General features: G+C 51.2%; 13 protein-coding genes. All 13 read left to right on the forward strand.

The features are described 5' to 3' along the window. The first annotated feature begins 22 nt into the window (after positions 1-22). Entirely contained in the window at positions 23-514 is a 492-nt protein-coding gene (locus tag LVQ77_RS01430; protein ID WP_232863598.1) for a type VI secretion system tube protein Hcp, read from the forward strand. A gap of 11 nt (positions 515-525) precedes the next feature. Continuing rightward, on the forward strand, positions 526-981 hold the full coding sequence (locus LVQ77_RS01435; RefSeq protein WP_232903468.1) for a GPW/gp25 family protein: 456 nt from the start codon (positions 526-528) through the stop codon (positions 979-981). A gap of 8 nt (positions 982-989) precedes the next feature. Beyond that, complete coding sequence (tssF, locus tag LVQ77_RS01440; RefSeq protein WP_232903469.1) at positions 990-2,789, forward strand: type VI secretion system baseplate subunit TssF; 1,800 nt, start codon at positions 990-992, stop codon at positions 2,787-2,789. Next, positions 2,780-3,733 carry a type VI secretion system baseplate subunit TssG gene (gene tssG, locus LVQ77_RS01445; RefSeq protein WP_232903470.1) on the forward strand — a complete coding sequence of 318 codons (954 nt, stop codon included), beginning with the start codon at positions 2,780-2,782 and terminating at the stop codon, positions 3,731-3,733. Before tssF ends, tssG begins: the two co-directional genes overlap by 10 nt. Continuing rightward, complete coding sequence (locus tag LVQ77_RS01450) at positions 3,721-5,643, forward strand: type VI secretion system Vgr family protein (protein WP_232863602.1); 1,923 nt, start codon at positions 3,721-3,723, stop codon at positions 5,641-5,643. The genes tssG and LVQ77_RS01450 overlap by 13 nt, the downstream gene beginning before the upstream one ends. 14 nt (positions 5,644-5,657) lie before the next feature. Further along, entirely contained in the window at positions 5,658-5,957 is a 300-nt protein-coding gene (locus LVQ77_RS01455) for a PAAR domain-containing protein (RefSeq protein ID WP_232903471.1), read from the forward strand. Positions 5,958-5,964: 7 nt separating this feature from the next. Further along, the gene (tssA, locus tag LVQ77_RS01460; protein ID WP_232903472.1) at positions 5,965-7,026 is read left to right on the forward strand and encodes a type VI secretion system protein TssA; all 1,062 of its coding nucleotides are present in this window, start codon (positions 5,965-5,967) and stop codon (positions 7,024-7,026) included. Then, positions 7,023-7,622 carry a type VI secretion lipoprotein TssJ gene (locus LVQ77_RS01465; RefSeq protein WP_232903473.1) on the forward strand — a complete coding sequence of 200 codons (600 nt, stop codon included), beginning with the start codon at positions 7,023-7,025 and terminating at the stop codon, positions 7,620-7,622. The genes tssA and LVQ77_RS01465 overlap by 4 nt, the downstream gene beginning before the upstream one ends. A gap of 1 nt (position 7,623) precedes the next feature. Beyond that, on the forward strand, positions 7,624-9,018 hold the full coding sequence (gene tssK / locus LVQ77_RS01470; RefSeq protein ID WP_232903474.1) for a type VI secretion system baseplate subunit TssK: 1,395 nt from the start codon (positions 7,624-7,626) through the stop codon (positions 9,016-9,018). Next, positions 9,015-9,638: a DotU family type IV/VI secretion system protein gene (locus LVQ77_RS01475; RefSeq protein WP_232903475.1), complete on the forward strand. Its 624-nt coding sequence runs from the start codon at positions 9,015-9,017 to the stop codon at positions 9,636-9,638. Before tssK ends, LVQ77_RS01475 begins: the two co-directional genes overlap by 4 nt. A 136-nt stretch (positions 9,639-9,774) precedes the next feature. Further along, on the forward strand, positions 9,775-13,080 hold the full coding sequence (locus LVQ77_RS01480; protein WP_232903476.1) for a type VI secretion system protein: 3,306 nt from the start codon (positions 9,775-9,777) through the stop codon (positions 13,078-13,080). Between the two features lie 15 nt (positions 13,081-13,095). Further along, entirely contained in the window at positions 13,096-15,648 is a 2,553-nt protein-coding gene (gene tssH, locus LVQ77_RS01485) for a type VI secretion system ATPase TssH (RefSeq protein WP_232903477.1), read from the forward strand. Next, positions 15,645-16,952, forward strand: coding sequence for a VasL domain-containing protein (locus LVQ77_RS22305; RefSeq protein ID WP_232863610.1), 1,308 nt, complete (start codon positions 15,645-15,647; stop codon positions 16,950-16,952). The genes tssH and LVQ77_RS22305 overlap by 4 nt, the downstream gene beginning before the upstream one ends. The last annotated feature ends 86 nt before the right edge of the window (positions 16,953-17,038 follow it).

Consider the following 17,038-nt stretch of genomic DNA (forward strand, 5'->3'; position numbering starts at 1 on the left):
CTGTTTAACATGGAGTTAAATTATGTCTACTAATACCCTTTTCATGCATATCAAAGGTTTTACGGGTGACACGCCTCCCGACGATATTAAAGAGTGGATCCCACTGGAAAACATGTCTATGCACGCTTTCAGTTCTGCAAGAATTGATGGCAGCAGTGGCAAAGTCACTAATGACGGTTCGCCACATTTTGAAAATCTGTCATTTAAGAAGTCTCTGGATGAGCGTTCACCAAAACTTCTGAACAAAATTGCAGAAGCGACAGAGATCGAAGAAGTTATTGTCAAACAAATGACAAAACTTGGCAGCGACGATAAAGAGCTTATGAAATATACATTTGGGAAATGTTTGTTTATAGCTCATTCATTAGAAGCCAGAAATAGTGGTGGGGTGCCGCAAGAGGATTATGTTATGGCATATGACACGATGCTCTTCAAAGTTGCCGTACCAGTCGATCCAAAAACAAATAAAGAGGGCGAAATGTCCTGGAGTAACATCGAAAATACTAAAATGTAATTAAGTTTGAATTGGCGCAGCGTGCTGCGCCAGTTTCACAAATAAATATGAATAATTCCTTACTGCAGCGTTTGGCAGACGATATGCCAGACAGTATTGAAGACGAATGGGAAACAAAAAGTCACTGGATCTTTGATGAACTCCGGATGCTTTTTGATTCACGTCCGCGCATCCGTTCACTGGAAGAAAATAACGCAGTAAATAGTACGGTAATTAATTATGGGTTAGATGAAGGGTTTTATTCACAGGAGAGTTCAATTGCTCGTGGAGAGATTATGCGTCTACGTATTGAAAACTTATTGGCGCGTTTCGAACCCAGATTAATAGATGTCTCTGTGAATATCCATCAACCTAATTTGCCGCGTGTTGAATTTATTATTCAGGCGCAATGGAATGATCAATCGCTCAGTTGCACATTAATCTGGGACGATGCGATGAGTACTTTTTATTTAAACGAGCAAGCGTAGCCATTGTTATGATGAAAAAATTGCTTTCCTATTATCAGAAAGAATTAAGCACTCTGCATCAGCACGGTAAGGCTTTCGCACACCTGTTCCCTAAGGTTGCTCGTCGTTTAGGCTTTTCTGAAGGGCGTTCTGAAGATCCGCATGTTGAACGCTTAATTGAATCCTTTGCATTGTTAACGGCACAAATTCACCAGCGCCTTGACGACGATATGCATCAGGTCACCAGCGGTTTAATGCAAACTCTGGCACCACAGTTGTTACGCACCTTCCCATCAGCCTGCATTGTACAGTTCATGCCACAGCGTAAAGCCAGCGGAATGACGGCCAAAAAAGAGCTGGCTGCGGGTTTGGGTATCGTTTCAAAACCGATTGATGGTCAGCCCTGTCGCTTTGAAACCCTTTATCCGCTTAGCCTTTGGCCGGCGTCTCTGGATAACGTGGACCTGGCGCTGGACAGCAATCAGATGTACTGGTGTCTGCAGCTACATTTCTCCGTTTGGCCGGGAGCAAAGGTCGAAGACAGCCGGCTACGTTTGCATCTGCATGGCAGCGCTAACCTGGTAAACATGCTTTATGCGCTCATAAGCTCGGAAGTGAACCAACTGGCTGTGATTCAGGATCAGCAACAGAGCGACTTACCCGTGAGAATGATTGGCGAGGTGGGTTTTGCTGCCGGTGAAGCGTTATATAACCGTGATGCACGCGTCGCGGCAACGCACAGTCTGATGCATGACTATTTATTGTTCCCGCAGAAGTTTCACTTTATCGACTTGCCATTGCCGGAGAATTTTTCCGCCGCCGCAGGGAGCCAGTTTAGTTACAAAATTGTGTTTAACCGTTGTGCACTTGCCCGTCAGCTCGACAGTCAGGCGGCAATGATCAACACCAGTTGTTTCCGCCTGAACTGTACGCCGGCCATTAATTTGTACACCCAGCGTGCCGAGCCCCTCAATCTGAGCCCTGAGATTGCTGAGTATCCGGTTATTGCCGATGTACGCGGGCAGCAGGGGGTAGAAGTCTGGTCTATTAATCAGGTCAAGCTCCAGCGTACCCGGGATAATCAAACCGAGTCACTGCATGTCTATTCGTTACTGGGCCTGGATGAAGCGGGAATTGATGCGCAAAACGGCTTGTTCTGGCAACAGTTGCAGCGCGATGCCATCGTCAACGGAAAGCCACGCAAGCAGTGTGTGCTCGCCTTTGCCGACCGCCAGGGCGATAACCTGCAACCGGAAGGTGACGTGGCCTTGCTGGAAGTGACCTGTCACAACGGCAGCATTCCTACTCGCATGGCAAACGGCAATCCGCAGGGCGATTTTGAGGCTGATTTACCCCTTGCTGGTGTAACGATTAACGCATTGACTCGCCCCAGCGAACCCCAGTCTCCGCCGGGAAACACGCCGTCGCGCTGGCGACTTATCTCGCAGCTAACACTTAATCACGTCCTGCTCAGCGGCCCTCAGGGTTGTCAGGTACTCAAAGAAACGCTCGCGTTGTACAACTTTACTAACAACAGCGCGATAAACCGGCTGGTGACGATGATCGCATCGCTGAACGTGAAGCCAGTCAATACCCGTTTAGTGGCAGGCGATCCGCATTCGTTAGCCCGTGGCGTGGAAATTAACCTGACGTTTACGGCAGAAGCACAGTACGAAAGCGAATATTTTTTACTCTGCCGTTTCCTCGATCGTCTCCTCGGACTCTATGCGCCGGTAAATAGTTTTTCGCGGTTGGTGACGCAGATAGGTGGTGACCCTGAGTCTTGCCGGATATGGCCTATTCGAGCCGGGAGGTTGTCATGGATTTAAGCCGCCGTGGTAATCGCCTGAGCTTTTATCAACAGGTTCGTCTGCTGTTACAGGCGGTGTCCCGTCAGCAAGAAGGTGACAAGGAGCAACTCTTGGATGATGCCATCCGTTTTGTCTCGCCTATGTCGCTGGATGCACCAAAAGGTGAGGTGGGGGAGATATCCCGAACCGCCGATGGCCGCTGGCAGCTAGAAGTCTGGTCGCAGGGCTTAACCGGGGCGCTGGGCGCGTTACCCACGGTGTATACCGAATGGCTGGTTGAACGCTACTACCGCTATGGCGACCGTGCGGGAAAAGCCTTTTTCGATATTTTCACCCATCGCATGCAGTGTCTGCGTTATTTGGCATGGGAAAAATACCATTACTACGCACGAGCTGAGCTGCGTGAAGAGATGCCTTTGTCGCAGGCAACACGGGCGCTGAGCGGTGTGCTTAATGAGCCTTCTGAACTTGCCGATGGTCGCTACGCGTCATTACTCGCCCCGGCAGTGCGCTCGATGGTCAATCTGGAAACTCTGTTAGGGCATGCGCTTGCAGTGACGACCAGCATCACCCCCTTTAGCCGCCACTGGCTACCCACCGATGAGCGTTGGTGTTGCCAACTGGGAAGCAACGAGCAGCAGCTGGGAAATTCCCCCATGTTGGGTCGGCTGCGCTGGGAGCATCAGAGCGCATTCCTGGTGACGATAGGGCCGATTAGCCAGTGCCAGGCACTGAGCTTTTTCCCTGGTGAAAAAGGATTTATCCGCCTGTCTCGCTTGCTGCGTGATTACCTCGGATTGGGGCTTGAATTCACTATTGAGTTGCAGATTGAAAATACGACTTCGCCGTTGAATACGTTGACAGGAAGTCAATTGGGTCGAGATGCCCGTTTGGGTGACGATCTGTCGCAGCCGGTGCGGGTGTTGCGTTTACCAAAGGAGTTAACTGAATGTCAGTATTAATGAAACAGGATAGCCGCTTTATTGGGTGGGTAGGTGATTGCGCGAAAGAGTGGGTGTTGTTATCCCTTAAAGGTGAAGAGGCCATTTCATCGCCTTATTACTGGAATGCCCAATTCACAACGGCTGAAGGGGTTGATGCGAATACTCGCTTAGGTGAAGAAGTGGCCTGCCGGATAGGTGACGCTGAGCAACAGCGCTTTGTACAAGGCGTGGTCACGCAATTACAGCACTTATACGACCGGAATGGGCTGGGATATTTCCATGCTGTGATTGAACCTCGTTTGGTGTTGACGCGGCTGCGTAAAAACCTACGGGTATTTCAGCGCACCACGGTGCCGGATTTAGTCGTGGCGCTGTTGAAAGAACATGACATCAATGACGTAAAACTGAGCCTGAGCGCCGAATATGCCGAGCAGGAGTACTTCATTCAGTATCGTGAAACTGATTTCGATTTTATCTCTCGACTGTTGGAAAACGCGGGGATCGGCTACTTCTTCACTCACGGCGAAGACAAGCATGAACTGGTATTAGCCGACCACGATAAAGCCTGGAATGACGCGAAAGTCCCGTCCCTGCCTTTTCACCCGCTTAGCGGCACACAGGAGCATGTCGGCGTGTTGGGCTGGGCGGTGAAGAGTCAACTTATCGCCAGTAATGCGGCAGACCTCAATGATTTTGGTCATGCCAGCGTGGCACAGCTACATCATCTGGATGCCAATGGCGAGAAGAACAGCGAACGCCAGGGGCAATACAGCGAACTGCGTCTTCAGTGCAACGAACTGGGTAGCCAACGCTTTAGTGGCGAGATGAATGCCTTCTTTTTGAGCGCCGGTGAAAGCTTTGAGTTGACTGACCACCCGACGGCCAGCGCACGATACGCCATTAATAAACTGTCATTTACTGCCAGCAATAACTTGCTGACGACAGACAGCTATAGCTGCTCGGTAGAGTGTTGGCCGCAGAGTCAACCTTTCCGTCCGGAGTGTGTAACACCTGTGCCGAGCATTGCCGGCATGCTGACGGCAACCGTCGTAGGGCCTGATTCTGAAGAAATTCATACCGACGAGTTTGGTCGTATCAAAATCCAGTTCCCATGGGATTTGGAAAACAAGCAGGACGATAGCAGTTCCTGCTGGATACGTGTGTCACAGCCCTGGGCGGGTGGCAACTTTGGCGCACTATTTTTACCGCGTATTGGTAGCGAAGTATTGGTGAGTTTCATTCAAGGCCATCCCGATCATCCAGTGGTCACCGGATCGGTCTACAGCGATGAGAACCCGCAGCCGATCGCGCTACCAGATGAAAAAACACAGTCTGGCTTTGTTTCCCGCAGCACCCAGGACGGCGAAGTCACGGACGGTCACCGCCTGGTGTTTGACGATAAAAAAGACGAAGAAAAGTTGATCGTCGGGTCGCAAAAAGACCTGTTGTTGACGGTTCTCAACGAAGCGCAAATCACCATTGGTGCGAATCGCACCAGCGAAATTACGGAAGGTAACGACCATCTGACGCTAAAAAAAGGCAATAGCGACCTCGTTCTTGAAGACGGTAATCAGGCGCAGTCACTGCAAAAGGGGAATTACAGCATCATTCTGGATGAAGGTAATTACGGCCTGACGCTGCAAAAAGGCAATCAAACTATTGAGCTTAAGAAGGGTGATCAAACCACCACCGTGAAAGGTGGTGGGAGCCAGTTAACCACCGATAAAGCCTGCGTTATCGAGTCCAAAGAAAAAATCATTTTCAAGGTCGGTAAAAACGAGATTGCTATCACTACTGATGGGATCACGATCAATGGCGCGGAAATTACCTTCGAAAGTAAGGGACCTATGGCGATGAAAGCCGCAGAGGTCAATATCAAAGGCTCCGGAAAAGTGGCCATCGATGGTAGCCAGATCGAATTGGGTTAACAGGGATAAACGTTATGAAACAACCCGCAGCGCGAGTCAACGATATGCATGTCTGTCCGATGATGATCCCCGGTACCGTGCCGGTGCCCCATGTGGGTGGGCCGATTCAGGGGCCGGGCATTGCCAAAGTGAAGATTGGGGGGATGACTGCCGCTACCGAAGGGGATGTTGCGGTGTGTAATGGGCCACCAGACTCCATCAAAAAGGGCAGTAGTAAAGTGAAAATTGGTGGAAAACCAGCCGCACGCGTAGGCGACCTCTGTGCCCATGGCGGGAAGATTGTCGCTGGTTTCCCGAAGGTTTTAATTGGATAGATAGAAAATGACAACCGTAAGAAATTTCAACATCGAAGCACTGCTACAACCGATTTCCACCGCGAATCCGGCTGGCTGCAACATCGAATACGAACCGATCTTTGAGCGAATCCGTCAGGCACGCGAAAGTGATCCGGATTATTTGCCTCAGGACGAATGGTCTACCACCCCGCGTAAAGCAGACTGGATGCTGGTGGCCAAGCTCAGTGAAGAGGTGCTGGTTCAGCATAGTAAAGATCTGCAAGTCACTTGCTGGCTGGTGGAGGCATGGACTCAGCTTTATCAGGCTGAGGGACTGGTCGCCGGTCTGGAGTTACTCGATCACTTTATCAGCAACTGGTGGAACGATTGCTGGCCGACGTTGGATGAAGACGGCTCGAGCTATCGTTACGGCATGCTCAACCGTCTGGACCGGGATATCAGCCTGCAGCTGGCGTTAAAGCCGATGCTCGGGGATGAGCAAAGTTCGCTGGCGTGGTGGCAAAAGGTGCTCAGCTTTGAGCATCACGGTAAAAAGGGCGACCAGGATCAGCCAGCAGAAGATTACAGCATGGGCAGCTTTACGCTATGGGCGGGAAAGCTGGATGCCGCGCGCGTGGCAACGGTGGTCTGGCAAATTGATAAATCTCAGCAGCTTATCGGCCAGCTTGATAAAGATTATGCCTGGCACAATCCCCAGAGCGAAGGGAGTGTATTACGCCAGACCGACGAGCAGTTAACCGACCTGAATGACTTTTTTGTTCGTATTAACCAATGCTGTAGCAGCTCGCAGCAGGACGAGATCATGATGCTGAACGTACTCGATCCCGAGGCCGTGACTCAAGCTGGGGAGGCATCAACGCAAACGTCGCAAGCGCAGCAAGTGATGTCACGCGATCTGGCTATTACTCAGATGCTGACCATTGCGCACTATTTCCGCCAGACCGAACCTTCAAGTCCGGTCCCTATGTTAATGGAACGAGCGGCGCGCTGGGCCAACATGCAACTTGCTGAATGGCTTGAGGAAATGGTGGGGGATGAGCGAAGCCTTGCCGAGATTAATTTTGTGTTAAATGGACCCGCAAAATGAATAAAAACAGTCATTTGTATTTATTGCTGGCGTTCTTTATGCCTTTTATTGCCAGTTGTAGCCACGATAGCGGCCAGCGCCAGTTGGCGCTGGATAACATCTCAGCGCCTTATGCAGAAGGGGCCGTCAATATTCAGCTAACCGCAGAGCCGGGTTTGAACAGCTGGAAAGAGATGTCGAACAGCGTTCAGGTTTTGGTGATTCAGGGAGGCAATAAAAGCCAACTGGAAGAAGTCCTTAAGAATAAGTCCGAACTGCACGCGTTGTTCAACGGCGCTTCGGCAAACGATAAGGTTCTGAAAGTTGATCGCTATATGTTGATGCCAGGCCAGCAGCATACTTTGCACATTGACCGTGCGGAGAATGTTCGCCAGGTGGCGGTGGTGGCGGGCTATTACCCGTCCCCTGGTGAAGGGCATATCACCCGTTTTGCCGTGCCTGAGTTGGCTCACAAAAAACACTGGTGGAGCAGCGAGTGGGACGCCCAACTGGCGCCTTTGCAGGTGTCATTGACCCTGGGAAAAAGCCGAATCGTAAGTATCAGCGGTGCAGATAACCTGTATAAGCCAGCCTCAGAAAGCCAGGAGGCAAAATAAGATGTTACCTGAACAACAAGCCATTTACTGGTACTCAGGGCTTTATCTACAGCCTCAGCACTTTCAGTCCGCCGATCTGCATCAGAACTGGATCCACAGTCGCCATCATCAACTGGCTCAACCATGGAATTACGGCGTTTTGGATTACCAGCTCAATGAAGAGGCGTTGATCGACTTTACTGCCGACATCGGCAAGCTTCGGTTGTTGATGCCTGAGGGTTTGTATCTCGAATATCCGGGCAATTGCCAGATAGAGAAGCGTAATTTCCGCAACGCCTGGAAACATCGCGATCGTCCTTTCACTTTATGGCTTGCGCTGCGCAAGTTTGATCCGCAGCGACAAAATGTCAGCATGGTCGAAGACGAACAGCAGCACGCAGTTACGCGCTGGATAAACAGTCGCGATGAGCACGTGATGAAAGATGTCTATCACCAGGGACCAGAAACCTCGGTACCCCACGTGACGTATAACCTGCGCCTGATGTGGGATGAAGAGCAGACCGAAGCGGTAGATTACGCCTGCTTCCCATTAGCTCGTTTTCGCTTTGACGGCCAGAACGTGGTGGCCGACCACAGTTTTGCTCCGGCGTCCATCAGCCTTAAAGGTTGCACAAGCTTAACGAAGCTAATCGATCATATTTATTACGAGTTGAGTAGCCGTGCGCGGATGTTGGAAGAGTACAAACGCTCAGAAAGGTTGGTGAATAGCGACGAAAATACAGAGTCGGTGATTCAGCTGCTGGCGATGCGTTCACTCAACCGTGCTCTGCCGCTGCTGACGCTGTACCGCAATGCTCCACAACTGCATCCATGGATGATGTATGCCCAGCTTAGCCAGCTTATTGGTGAGCTTTCATCTTTTAACGATGACTGTAATTTCAGCGGCGAGTGGAGCCATGGCGATGATGCTTTGCTGCCGTACGATCACCACAACCTGATAGGCTGTTTTGACAGTGCAAGGCGTGTGCTTCTCGCACTCTTGAACAGCCTGGTGCTGGAAGAGAACACTTACGTCACGCTGCAACGTGACGAACATGATGTCTACAGTGCTGAGGTAGACAGGCCGCAAGCGGAGCTGGCGGGCACAATATACCTGCTGGTGCGTTCTGCGCAATTTTGCAAAATGAGCACCTTGAGCAACTCTGTGCAAAGTATGAAGTTGGCTTCGCGGCAGGCGCTGGATGCCATTATTCAGCACGCGCTTCCTGGCGTGCCGCTTCAGTTGTGCAGCCAGCCGCCACGGGGTGTGCCAAAACGCAGCGACTCGCGCTATTTGCAGATCGATCAAAGCAGCGAACTGTGGCAGAAAATCGAACGCGATCGCCAGGCTGGATTCTTCTGGACTCAGGCGCCGGATGATTTGCAGGTTCAACTACTGTATATGGGGGCACCATGATGTATTTAGTGGATTGCTACCTGCCGGTTATAAAGCTGGTAAGCGAATTATCACATCAGGATGTGCAACCTTTAGATGATGATAGTTTTCGTCAGAAAACGCTGGAGACATTTCAACAAGCCATTCATGCGTCCCGACAATTAGCGATTCCAGAAACCGATGCTGACGATGCATTATTTGCTATGGCCGTCTGGTTTGATGAAGTGATATTGCGCTCAGATCTTCCTGTTAAGCAGGGATGGCGCAATGAGTTATTGCAGATGCATTATTTCAACACGGTTATAGGCGGTGAGGAGTTCTTTACTCGTCTCGATAATATTGACAGTGAAAATACTGCGCTGCGCATGGTCTATTTACATTGTTTACTCATGGGGTTTCATGGGAAATACCATTGTCAGGATAGCAGTGAACTCATTAAGAAAATTGAAACTGAGCGCCAGAGTTTGCCCAACCCCTGGCATGAATGGCCAAATGATGGCGAGATAACTCCGCTTTGTTATTCGGCTTCAAAAAAAGCAAGCGGGATATTATCTCGTATGGTTAATAGCAAGTATTCCATGTTATGGCTCCTCGCTATTGGATATGGTGTATTAAGTGGAATGCTGCTTACCTTAGTCTGAGTGAATTATGTTAAAGAAATTACTCTCTTTTGCAGGGTGGGCGATGCTGCTCTGCATAATATTATTAATCTCTGTGGTCATAACAATATGGTTAGATGAGTCTCTTTATCTGGCGATAATTTTATGGCTTGCGCAGTTGCTTATATTGTTAATTTTCCGCGCGGCCTGGTCGGGTGTTGCTTTATTATGGAAAAAAAGAAATCTGAGTCGTTTTTATGCGCCGCTGCAATTTTCGCGCCTGGAACAGGTGTTATATGAGCACTGGCGAAGTGGTTCTGCGGTAATTAAACGTATTAGCCGCAAACGTCGTAGCGTGCCGTGGTTTTTATTAATGGGGGAACGCTGCGGTAAAACGACATTAATGGCATCGGCAAGGCTGCCAATTATGTCGCACCAACCTGAAAATGAGCAGGTTGTGCCAACGAGAACCCTGCGCTGGTGGTTCTTTAAAACGGCAGGCTTCCTTGATATCTCAAGCTATTTCCTGCACGGGAAACCAGCTGCGAAAGCGGCATGGATCAAACTGGCTAACTGGTGTGGAAAAATAACCGCACCGGCAGGCGTGGTGGTGTGCGTCTCCTGTCGCGACCTGCAAACAAAATCGGTGCTTGAACTCCATCAGCAGGCGCGCCAGTTGCGCACTCAACTTGAACCGGTGATGAGATCTGTTCGCCGCAGACTCCCGATTTATGTGGTGCTGACCGAGTGCGACAAGCTTGATGGTTTTACGCTGTGGGCGAACAAATTGTCTGAGCAGCAACGCCAACAGGCGCTGGGCTATAGCTGGCGTAAAGCGCCCGTTGCCGACAGACAGGACATGACCCTGCTGGACCCGATGTTTGCTTCACTGAAGCAGGGGATCGATATGAGTCGTTTAAGCATGATGACGGGCGCATTGCCAGATGCCAGCCTGGGCGCAATGCTGAACTTTTCCCATAACCTTTCATTGTTACAGGGGCCGTTACATCACTATGTTGCTGCGCTCTGTGAGCCTGATGCCTACTTCGCCAGTGGTTCTTTGGCGGGTATCTGGCTGACGGCAAGTGTTGAGCGTCCACAACAACATCAGACTCGCGATGCGCTTTTTGTCCAGGAATTGCTCTCGCAGGTATTGCCTGAAAACAGCACAACCCGTGTCCCGGAGGCGTTTGGCAAACGTCAGCAGTGGCTGGACAAATGGGCAATCCCCGCGCTGACCGGCGTACTGACATGTGCCTTGCTGTTCAGCGCCTGGGAAACTCGTCAGCTAATGGTTCCGGTGAAGGGTAATACACTCCCTATGTTGGCCCAGGGCGTTGAATATAACGAAAAGTGGATGTCCAGTCCGTTGCGTTATACCCCGTTTATTCCTCTGCTACGCCAGCGCCATACCGCACTGGAAACTGAGATTGCTGTGAACCATAACGGTCAGGTCAATGATATCTATGGCCAACTGAAGGCTTATCGTCGCGAGTTTTATGGCGTTGAGCCTCAGCAGCAGCGCCAGATGATTCTGGCCTTGGCGCAAAGCATTTTGACGCGTCACGAAATGTTAAAAGGCTTGGCGGTGGAAAAACTTGTCGATCTGCCGAGAACCCCGGATGCACTACGATTGATCTCCGCTCCCGAGAACTTGAGCGAAAAAGAGCAACTGGTGCTTGAGCGCGCGATCCTTCGCTATGGCAATAAGACCAGTGGCATTGCCGCAATGCAGCTCATTCTTAAAGAACTCGTGAACAGCGATCCAAAATGGCGTTGGTTAATCGCCGACGACAGCCAGCTAAATAGCCTGAGCCTGACTCACTTCTGGCCCCATTCTGACAGCAATAAAGCACTGTCCGGCATCTGGCTCGAAGAAGGGCAACGTGTCATTACGCAACATATTGCACTTATCCAGCAGGCCAGTGGTGAAGAGCAAACGCTGCCCGTTTTTAGCGCCTTTTGGGAACAATGGTCGGGCTTAAAGCAGGATGCATGGTTGGCTTTTTTACTGGTGATGGCTCGCCATGAGGCGCTATTGCCTGGCCAAAAAGCCACCTCGGCCCAACTGATGGCGATAGCCAAGGGCCAGGATCCTGTCGCTGAATTTATGCGCAGTGCTCAACGCGAGCTTGCCGATGTCCGTGAAAATGAAGCGCATCCGTGGCTGGCAGAAATGCGCCGCATCAACGTTCTCCAACGCTCTCCTGGCAGATTTTCATGGCTGGAATCCCTGGATGATAAAGAGAAAAGTCTGCGTTCAGCGCTTCGACGCATGGTGCGCGGTGACGCCACTATGCCCGTGGTGAATAGTGGCGATGTTGCCAGTTGGCAACAATGGCGAGGCGCTGTGGAAGAATCCGTTAATCAGGCGATTGCAACACATGGCCATTCGCCCGCATTGACTCAAGGGCTGTTTAACACGGGTGTGGTGGGAAAACCTAACCCGCTAAATACGCTTTGGCTGACCTATACCCAACTGCGTAAACAGATGGAACTGCCTGAAAATAACATCGGTCGTGGTGCTGTTTGGGCTCTGCTGGAGAGTCAGCTTAATACCCTGACCGCCAACGCGATGGCCACTTCTGCATGCTGGATTGAAGAAAACTGGCAAAGCAAGGTGCTACAGCCATTGGGCAACCGCGCCGAGCAGCGCGACCCAAAACAGCAGCAAGAAAAAGCCTGGCGATATGTTTCTGACTTCCTTCAGGAGTCGGCAATCAACGTGATGAAAGCTACCGCGATGGGGCTGCGTGCGGGCGACTTCCATGGGCACAGCATTCCCTTTACCTCTGACTTTATGCAGGTCGTCAATTATGTGGTGGAGCCTGATGACCTGGCACTGATGCCAGAGCGCGAGCAAACCCGCACCCACGATGAAATAAGCCGTCTCGAAGAACAAATTTCTTTGCGCGAAACACAGCTTGCGTCACTTGAGAAAAAGGCGCTGACCGTTGAAGTTGCGAGCTTACCGGCCACTATCCCTGGCGGGGCACGCCTGATGCCTGTCGGTACCCGACTGGAGCTGCACTGCGCAACGGGTTCCTCGCAACTTGATAGCGGCAATTTGCGTGAAGAAGCGCGTTTTAACTGGTCGCCAAATCAATGCAACGCCGTGACGCTGACCGTGAAATTCCCCGGGGCGGACATTAAACACCGCTATTTTGGCGACAGCGCATGGACCGATTTCCTGGCAGATTTCGACCAGGGAGAGCGTGCTTTTGCGCTTGATGAATTCGAGCCAGCGGGCGTTCAGTCATTAAAAGATCTGGCAATTGAAAAAGTGCTGGTGCGTTTCGGTCTGCGCGGTCAACAGACGGTTCAGGCGCACTGGCAACAGTGGAAAAGCTTAAATGACGAAGTCGAAACGCTGAAAGCGTTGCGAGAAGAGCAGTTAGAGCGTCAGCGCAGTCGCCAGCAGCCAGGCTATTTCCAGGGAAAACTCGCCACGTTACCGACCTCGGTCGCCATGTGCGTCAATTAAGGAGTAAGTGAAATCATGAGCAATTATTTAAAAAGTATTCTTCATCTTCTACGCGCTGACGCCCGAAGCTCGCTTGATAAAGCGATTGGGCTTGCTGTTGCCCGAACGCATCACGAAGTTGATGTCGAGCACCTGTTGCTGGCGTTAGTCAGCAATCATGCAGACCTGGTTGAAGGACTGTGCCTGAATACCGGGCTCCAGGGAGACCAGTTGGTTAGCGCTCTGCAAAAGGCTTTGGACAGTTTCCGCACCGGCAATACTCGCGGGCCGGTGCTCTCCGAGTCTTTAACGCAGTTTATTGAAGCTGCGTGGCTCCATGCCAGCGTGAACTGGCAACAAAAGAATATTGCCAGTAGTGCTTTGTTTGCCTGTCTGCTAACGGACGAAAAGGGCCTGCAACAAAAACTGCCGGTGAAAGTTCAACAGGCGCTTGAATGCGATACCAATGAGGCTGATTCCCTGCTCAAAAGTGCAGCGAGTGACAGGCCATCTGAAGCCCGCCCGGAAAGTGGGTCGCCACTCAACGAAAATAGTGCACTGGCAAAATATACGCATAATTTGACGGAGCAAGCGCGCACCGGACAACTAGACCCGGTACTGGGACGTGAAGTCGAAATCCGCCAGACGATAGATATTCTGTTGCGTCGGCGTCAGAACAATCCAGTACTCACCGGAGAGCCGGGTGTCGGAAAAACCGCACTGGCAGAGGGTCTGGCCCAGCGTATTGTCGCGGGCAGCGTGCCTGATGCATTAAAGACGCTTGAAGTATTCACCCTGGATATGGGGCTGCTACAAGCCGGTGCGAGTGTAAAAGGCGAATTTGAAAATCGTTTGCAGAAGTTACTTAAAGAGGTCAAGCAACATCCGCAGCCGATCCTCCTGTTTATCGATGAAGCCCACACCTTGATTGGGGCTGGCGGCACGGCGGGCCAAAACGATGCGGCCAATCTGCTCAAACCGGCACTGGCGCGTGGAGAAGTCCGCGTTATGGCCGCCACGACCTGGGCTGAGTACAAGAAATACTTTGAAAAAGATGCCGCTTTGGCCCGGCGCTTCCAGGTCGTCAAGGTCGCGGAACCTGACGAGGAGATGGCGACGGCGATGCTACGGTCTATGGCTCCCGTGATGGCTCGCCATCATAAAGTACAAATTATGAATAGCGCGCTGACCGCGGCTGTTCAGCTTTCATCGCGTTACATTGTTGGCCGTCAGTTGCCGGATAAGTCCGTGTCTTTGCTAGATACAGCCTGCGCACGCGTTGCAGTTTCCCAGTGCCATCAACCTAAAGAGATTGAAGATCTCCACGCGTTGTTAAATAACCTGCGCTGCGAGCGTGATTGTTTACTGGCTGAGGGCAAACATCAGCCTCGGCTGGCATGGATAGCCCAGCGCGAGTCTGAACTGAGCGCAAACCTGGCTGAATTACAACCTGTCTGGCAGCAACAGCGCCTTTTAGTCAATGACATTCAGAGTTGCACGGACGAACAGCGGCTCACTGAGTTACGTGAGGAACTGAAAGAATCTCACCGCCGATATGCGCTGGTGTTTGATTGTGTTGATGATGTTTGCGTGGCGGATGTGGTCGCGGGCTGGACCGGCATACCGCTGGGCCGCATGCTGGAAAAATCATCCGAACGCATTAATGAGCTGCCAAAACGCCTGCAACAACGGGTCATCGGTCAGGACGCGGCCCTAAACGCTATTGCACAGCAGATTCGCATTGCTCAGGCTGGTATCAACGATCCGGTAAAACCGACCGGCGTGTTTATGCTGGCGGGGCCAAGTGGCGTGGGGAAAACCGAAACAGCTTTAACCCTCGCTGAGCTGATTTATGGCGGCGAACGCGGCTTAATCACCATCAATATGTCTGAATACCAGGAAGCACATTCTGTTTCTGGTCTGAAAGGTTCCCCGCCTGGATACGTGGGTTACGGGCAGGGCGGTGTGTTGACCGAAGCCGTGCGTCGTAATCCTCATAGCGTGGTGCTACTCGACGAAGTCGAAAAAGCTCACCCGGACGTGATGGAACTGTTCTATCAGGTGTTCGACAAAGGCTGGATGGAAGATGCCGAGGGGCAGCAGGTTAATTTCCGTAATACGTTGATTATTTTGACCAGTAATCTGGCGTCCGAGCAAATTATGACGGCCTGCGAGCAAAAAGAAATGACCAGTGAAGCGCTGTGTGCGCTGATCCGTCCAGAGTTTGACCGCGTTTTCCGCCCGGCGCTGATGGGCCGAGTTCAACTTATTCCTTATCTGCCGATTCAGGGCGAAAGTCTGCAACAAATCATTCGCCTCAAGCTCGATAAAGTGGGTAAGCGTGTGGCTGCGGCAAACGGTGAAAGTCAGTTGAAGTACCAGCCCAAAGTGGTTGCATTTATCGCTGAGCATTGTCTGGTCGCACAGAGCGGTGCCCGTGATATTGATGCGGTGATCAATAAGCTGCTGATGCCGTTGCTGGCAGATATCTTGTTGGATAATTCGGGTGTTATCGACCAGAAGCTGACGTTGACGGTCAGCAAGGGGCAAATCGCGCTGGCCAGGAAGGCCGTTAAGGACGTGGCGTGAGTGAGAAATTAAAGACGCTCAGTGAGGTGAAGTTTAATCCAGGCGTGCCAAAGCACAGCAAGGCATTTTTATTGCTCAGTAGCGAAATTAGCAAACTACAGCGTACGCCAAATGCATCGTTGAACTGGATTGAACTGGATAAACTTTGCCAACGTATCTTCCTGCGTCATGGTTACGATTTGCACACGGGGGCATGGTTCTGTTTGATCCAGATGCGCCTTGCGGGTTGGTCTGGCCTGGCCAAATCATTGGAGCTACTGGCGTCGGCATTGAGCTTCGGCGAGCGTCACGGCAGCGAAGTTGCCGATCTGGGTCTGCGTCGTTACGCGCTGGAGTGGTTTACCGGCAATGTCATTACGCCGATGTACACCCAGGCGCAGTCGACAGATGATGCTCAGTCGCTGTCACGCGCGGAGTCCGCGCTGGAGATTATTGGTCGGCAGGCGCAGAAGCTGCAGGTGAGAGGTGCAGATATGCTGAACAACCTCTGTTATTTCTTGCAGGTGCGCTCCCGTACTTCGCAAAACATTGTTCTGGATGTCGACCCGGCGCAGCAAATTCAACTGGTGTGTAAAACCCCTACGGTCGTGCTACCCATTGAACCAGTGGCTGACGTTTCTGTTCCTGAAGAACCCACACCCGTGTTGGTTAACGATATTCCTGACCGCCGTTGGCACTGGCTTGCTGCAGGTGCGTTGGCAGCAACGTTGCTTATCACTATCCCGGCCGGTGGGTTGTGGCTATTCCAGCATCTGGTCGCACAACCTGCGGTGTTGGCTCCTTTTAGCGCGCTTAAGCAAGTTGAGCAGTTGTTCAATGTACCTGACCTGGCTGCTGAGAAGCTGAGCGAGGAGCAGTTCCGGAAAATCGACGACAATCTTCAGGCGCTGGGACAAATGCCTGCCACCTGGCTGCTGGCGCAGGGGAACAATCTTGCAAAGCGTCTGGAGGCGGCGGCTCCTGGAAATCCTGCATCGACCCACTGGAAAGCCATGCTTGAGAAAAACTCAGAAAACCTTAAGCGAGCTGAAGGCTGGTTTGAAGTGCAGCGACGACTCGTTGCTTTAGAGCAACGTCTACTGGAATCGGAAAAGAAACAGCGCAGCCATATCACCATTTCTGAATTAAAAACTGAAATCTACGAAATGAAACAGGCACTACAAAACATGGAAACGCCGGTAAGTGTATTACTGTTAGAACGTGAGCAGCAGCGTGCGTCAGGGATTAAGGATAATACTTTAAATGATGAAATTAAGAGCCGGTTTAACGAATTTTTACGTCATGAGGTATTAACGGAATATTGATTTTATAACTAAATATCTTTCTAGATAAGATTATATTTCATGTTGTTTGTCATGTAATGAACTAATTATTTTGTTCATTGCTTTTG

Origin of the sequence: Buttiauxella cochleicola, assembly GCF_021282435.1 — a bacterium.
GTDB lineage: Bacteria > Pseudomonadota > Gammaproteobacteria > Enterobacterales > Enterobacteriaceae > Buttiauxella > Buttiauxella massiliensis.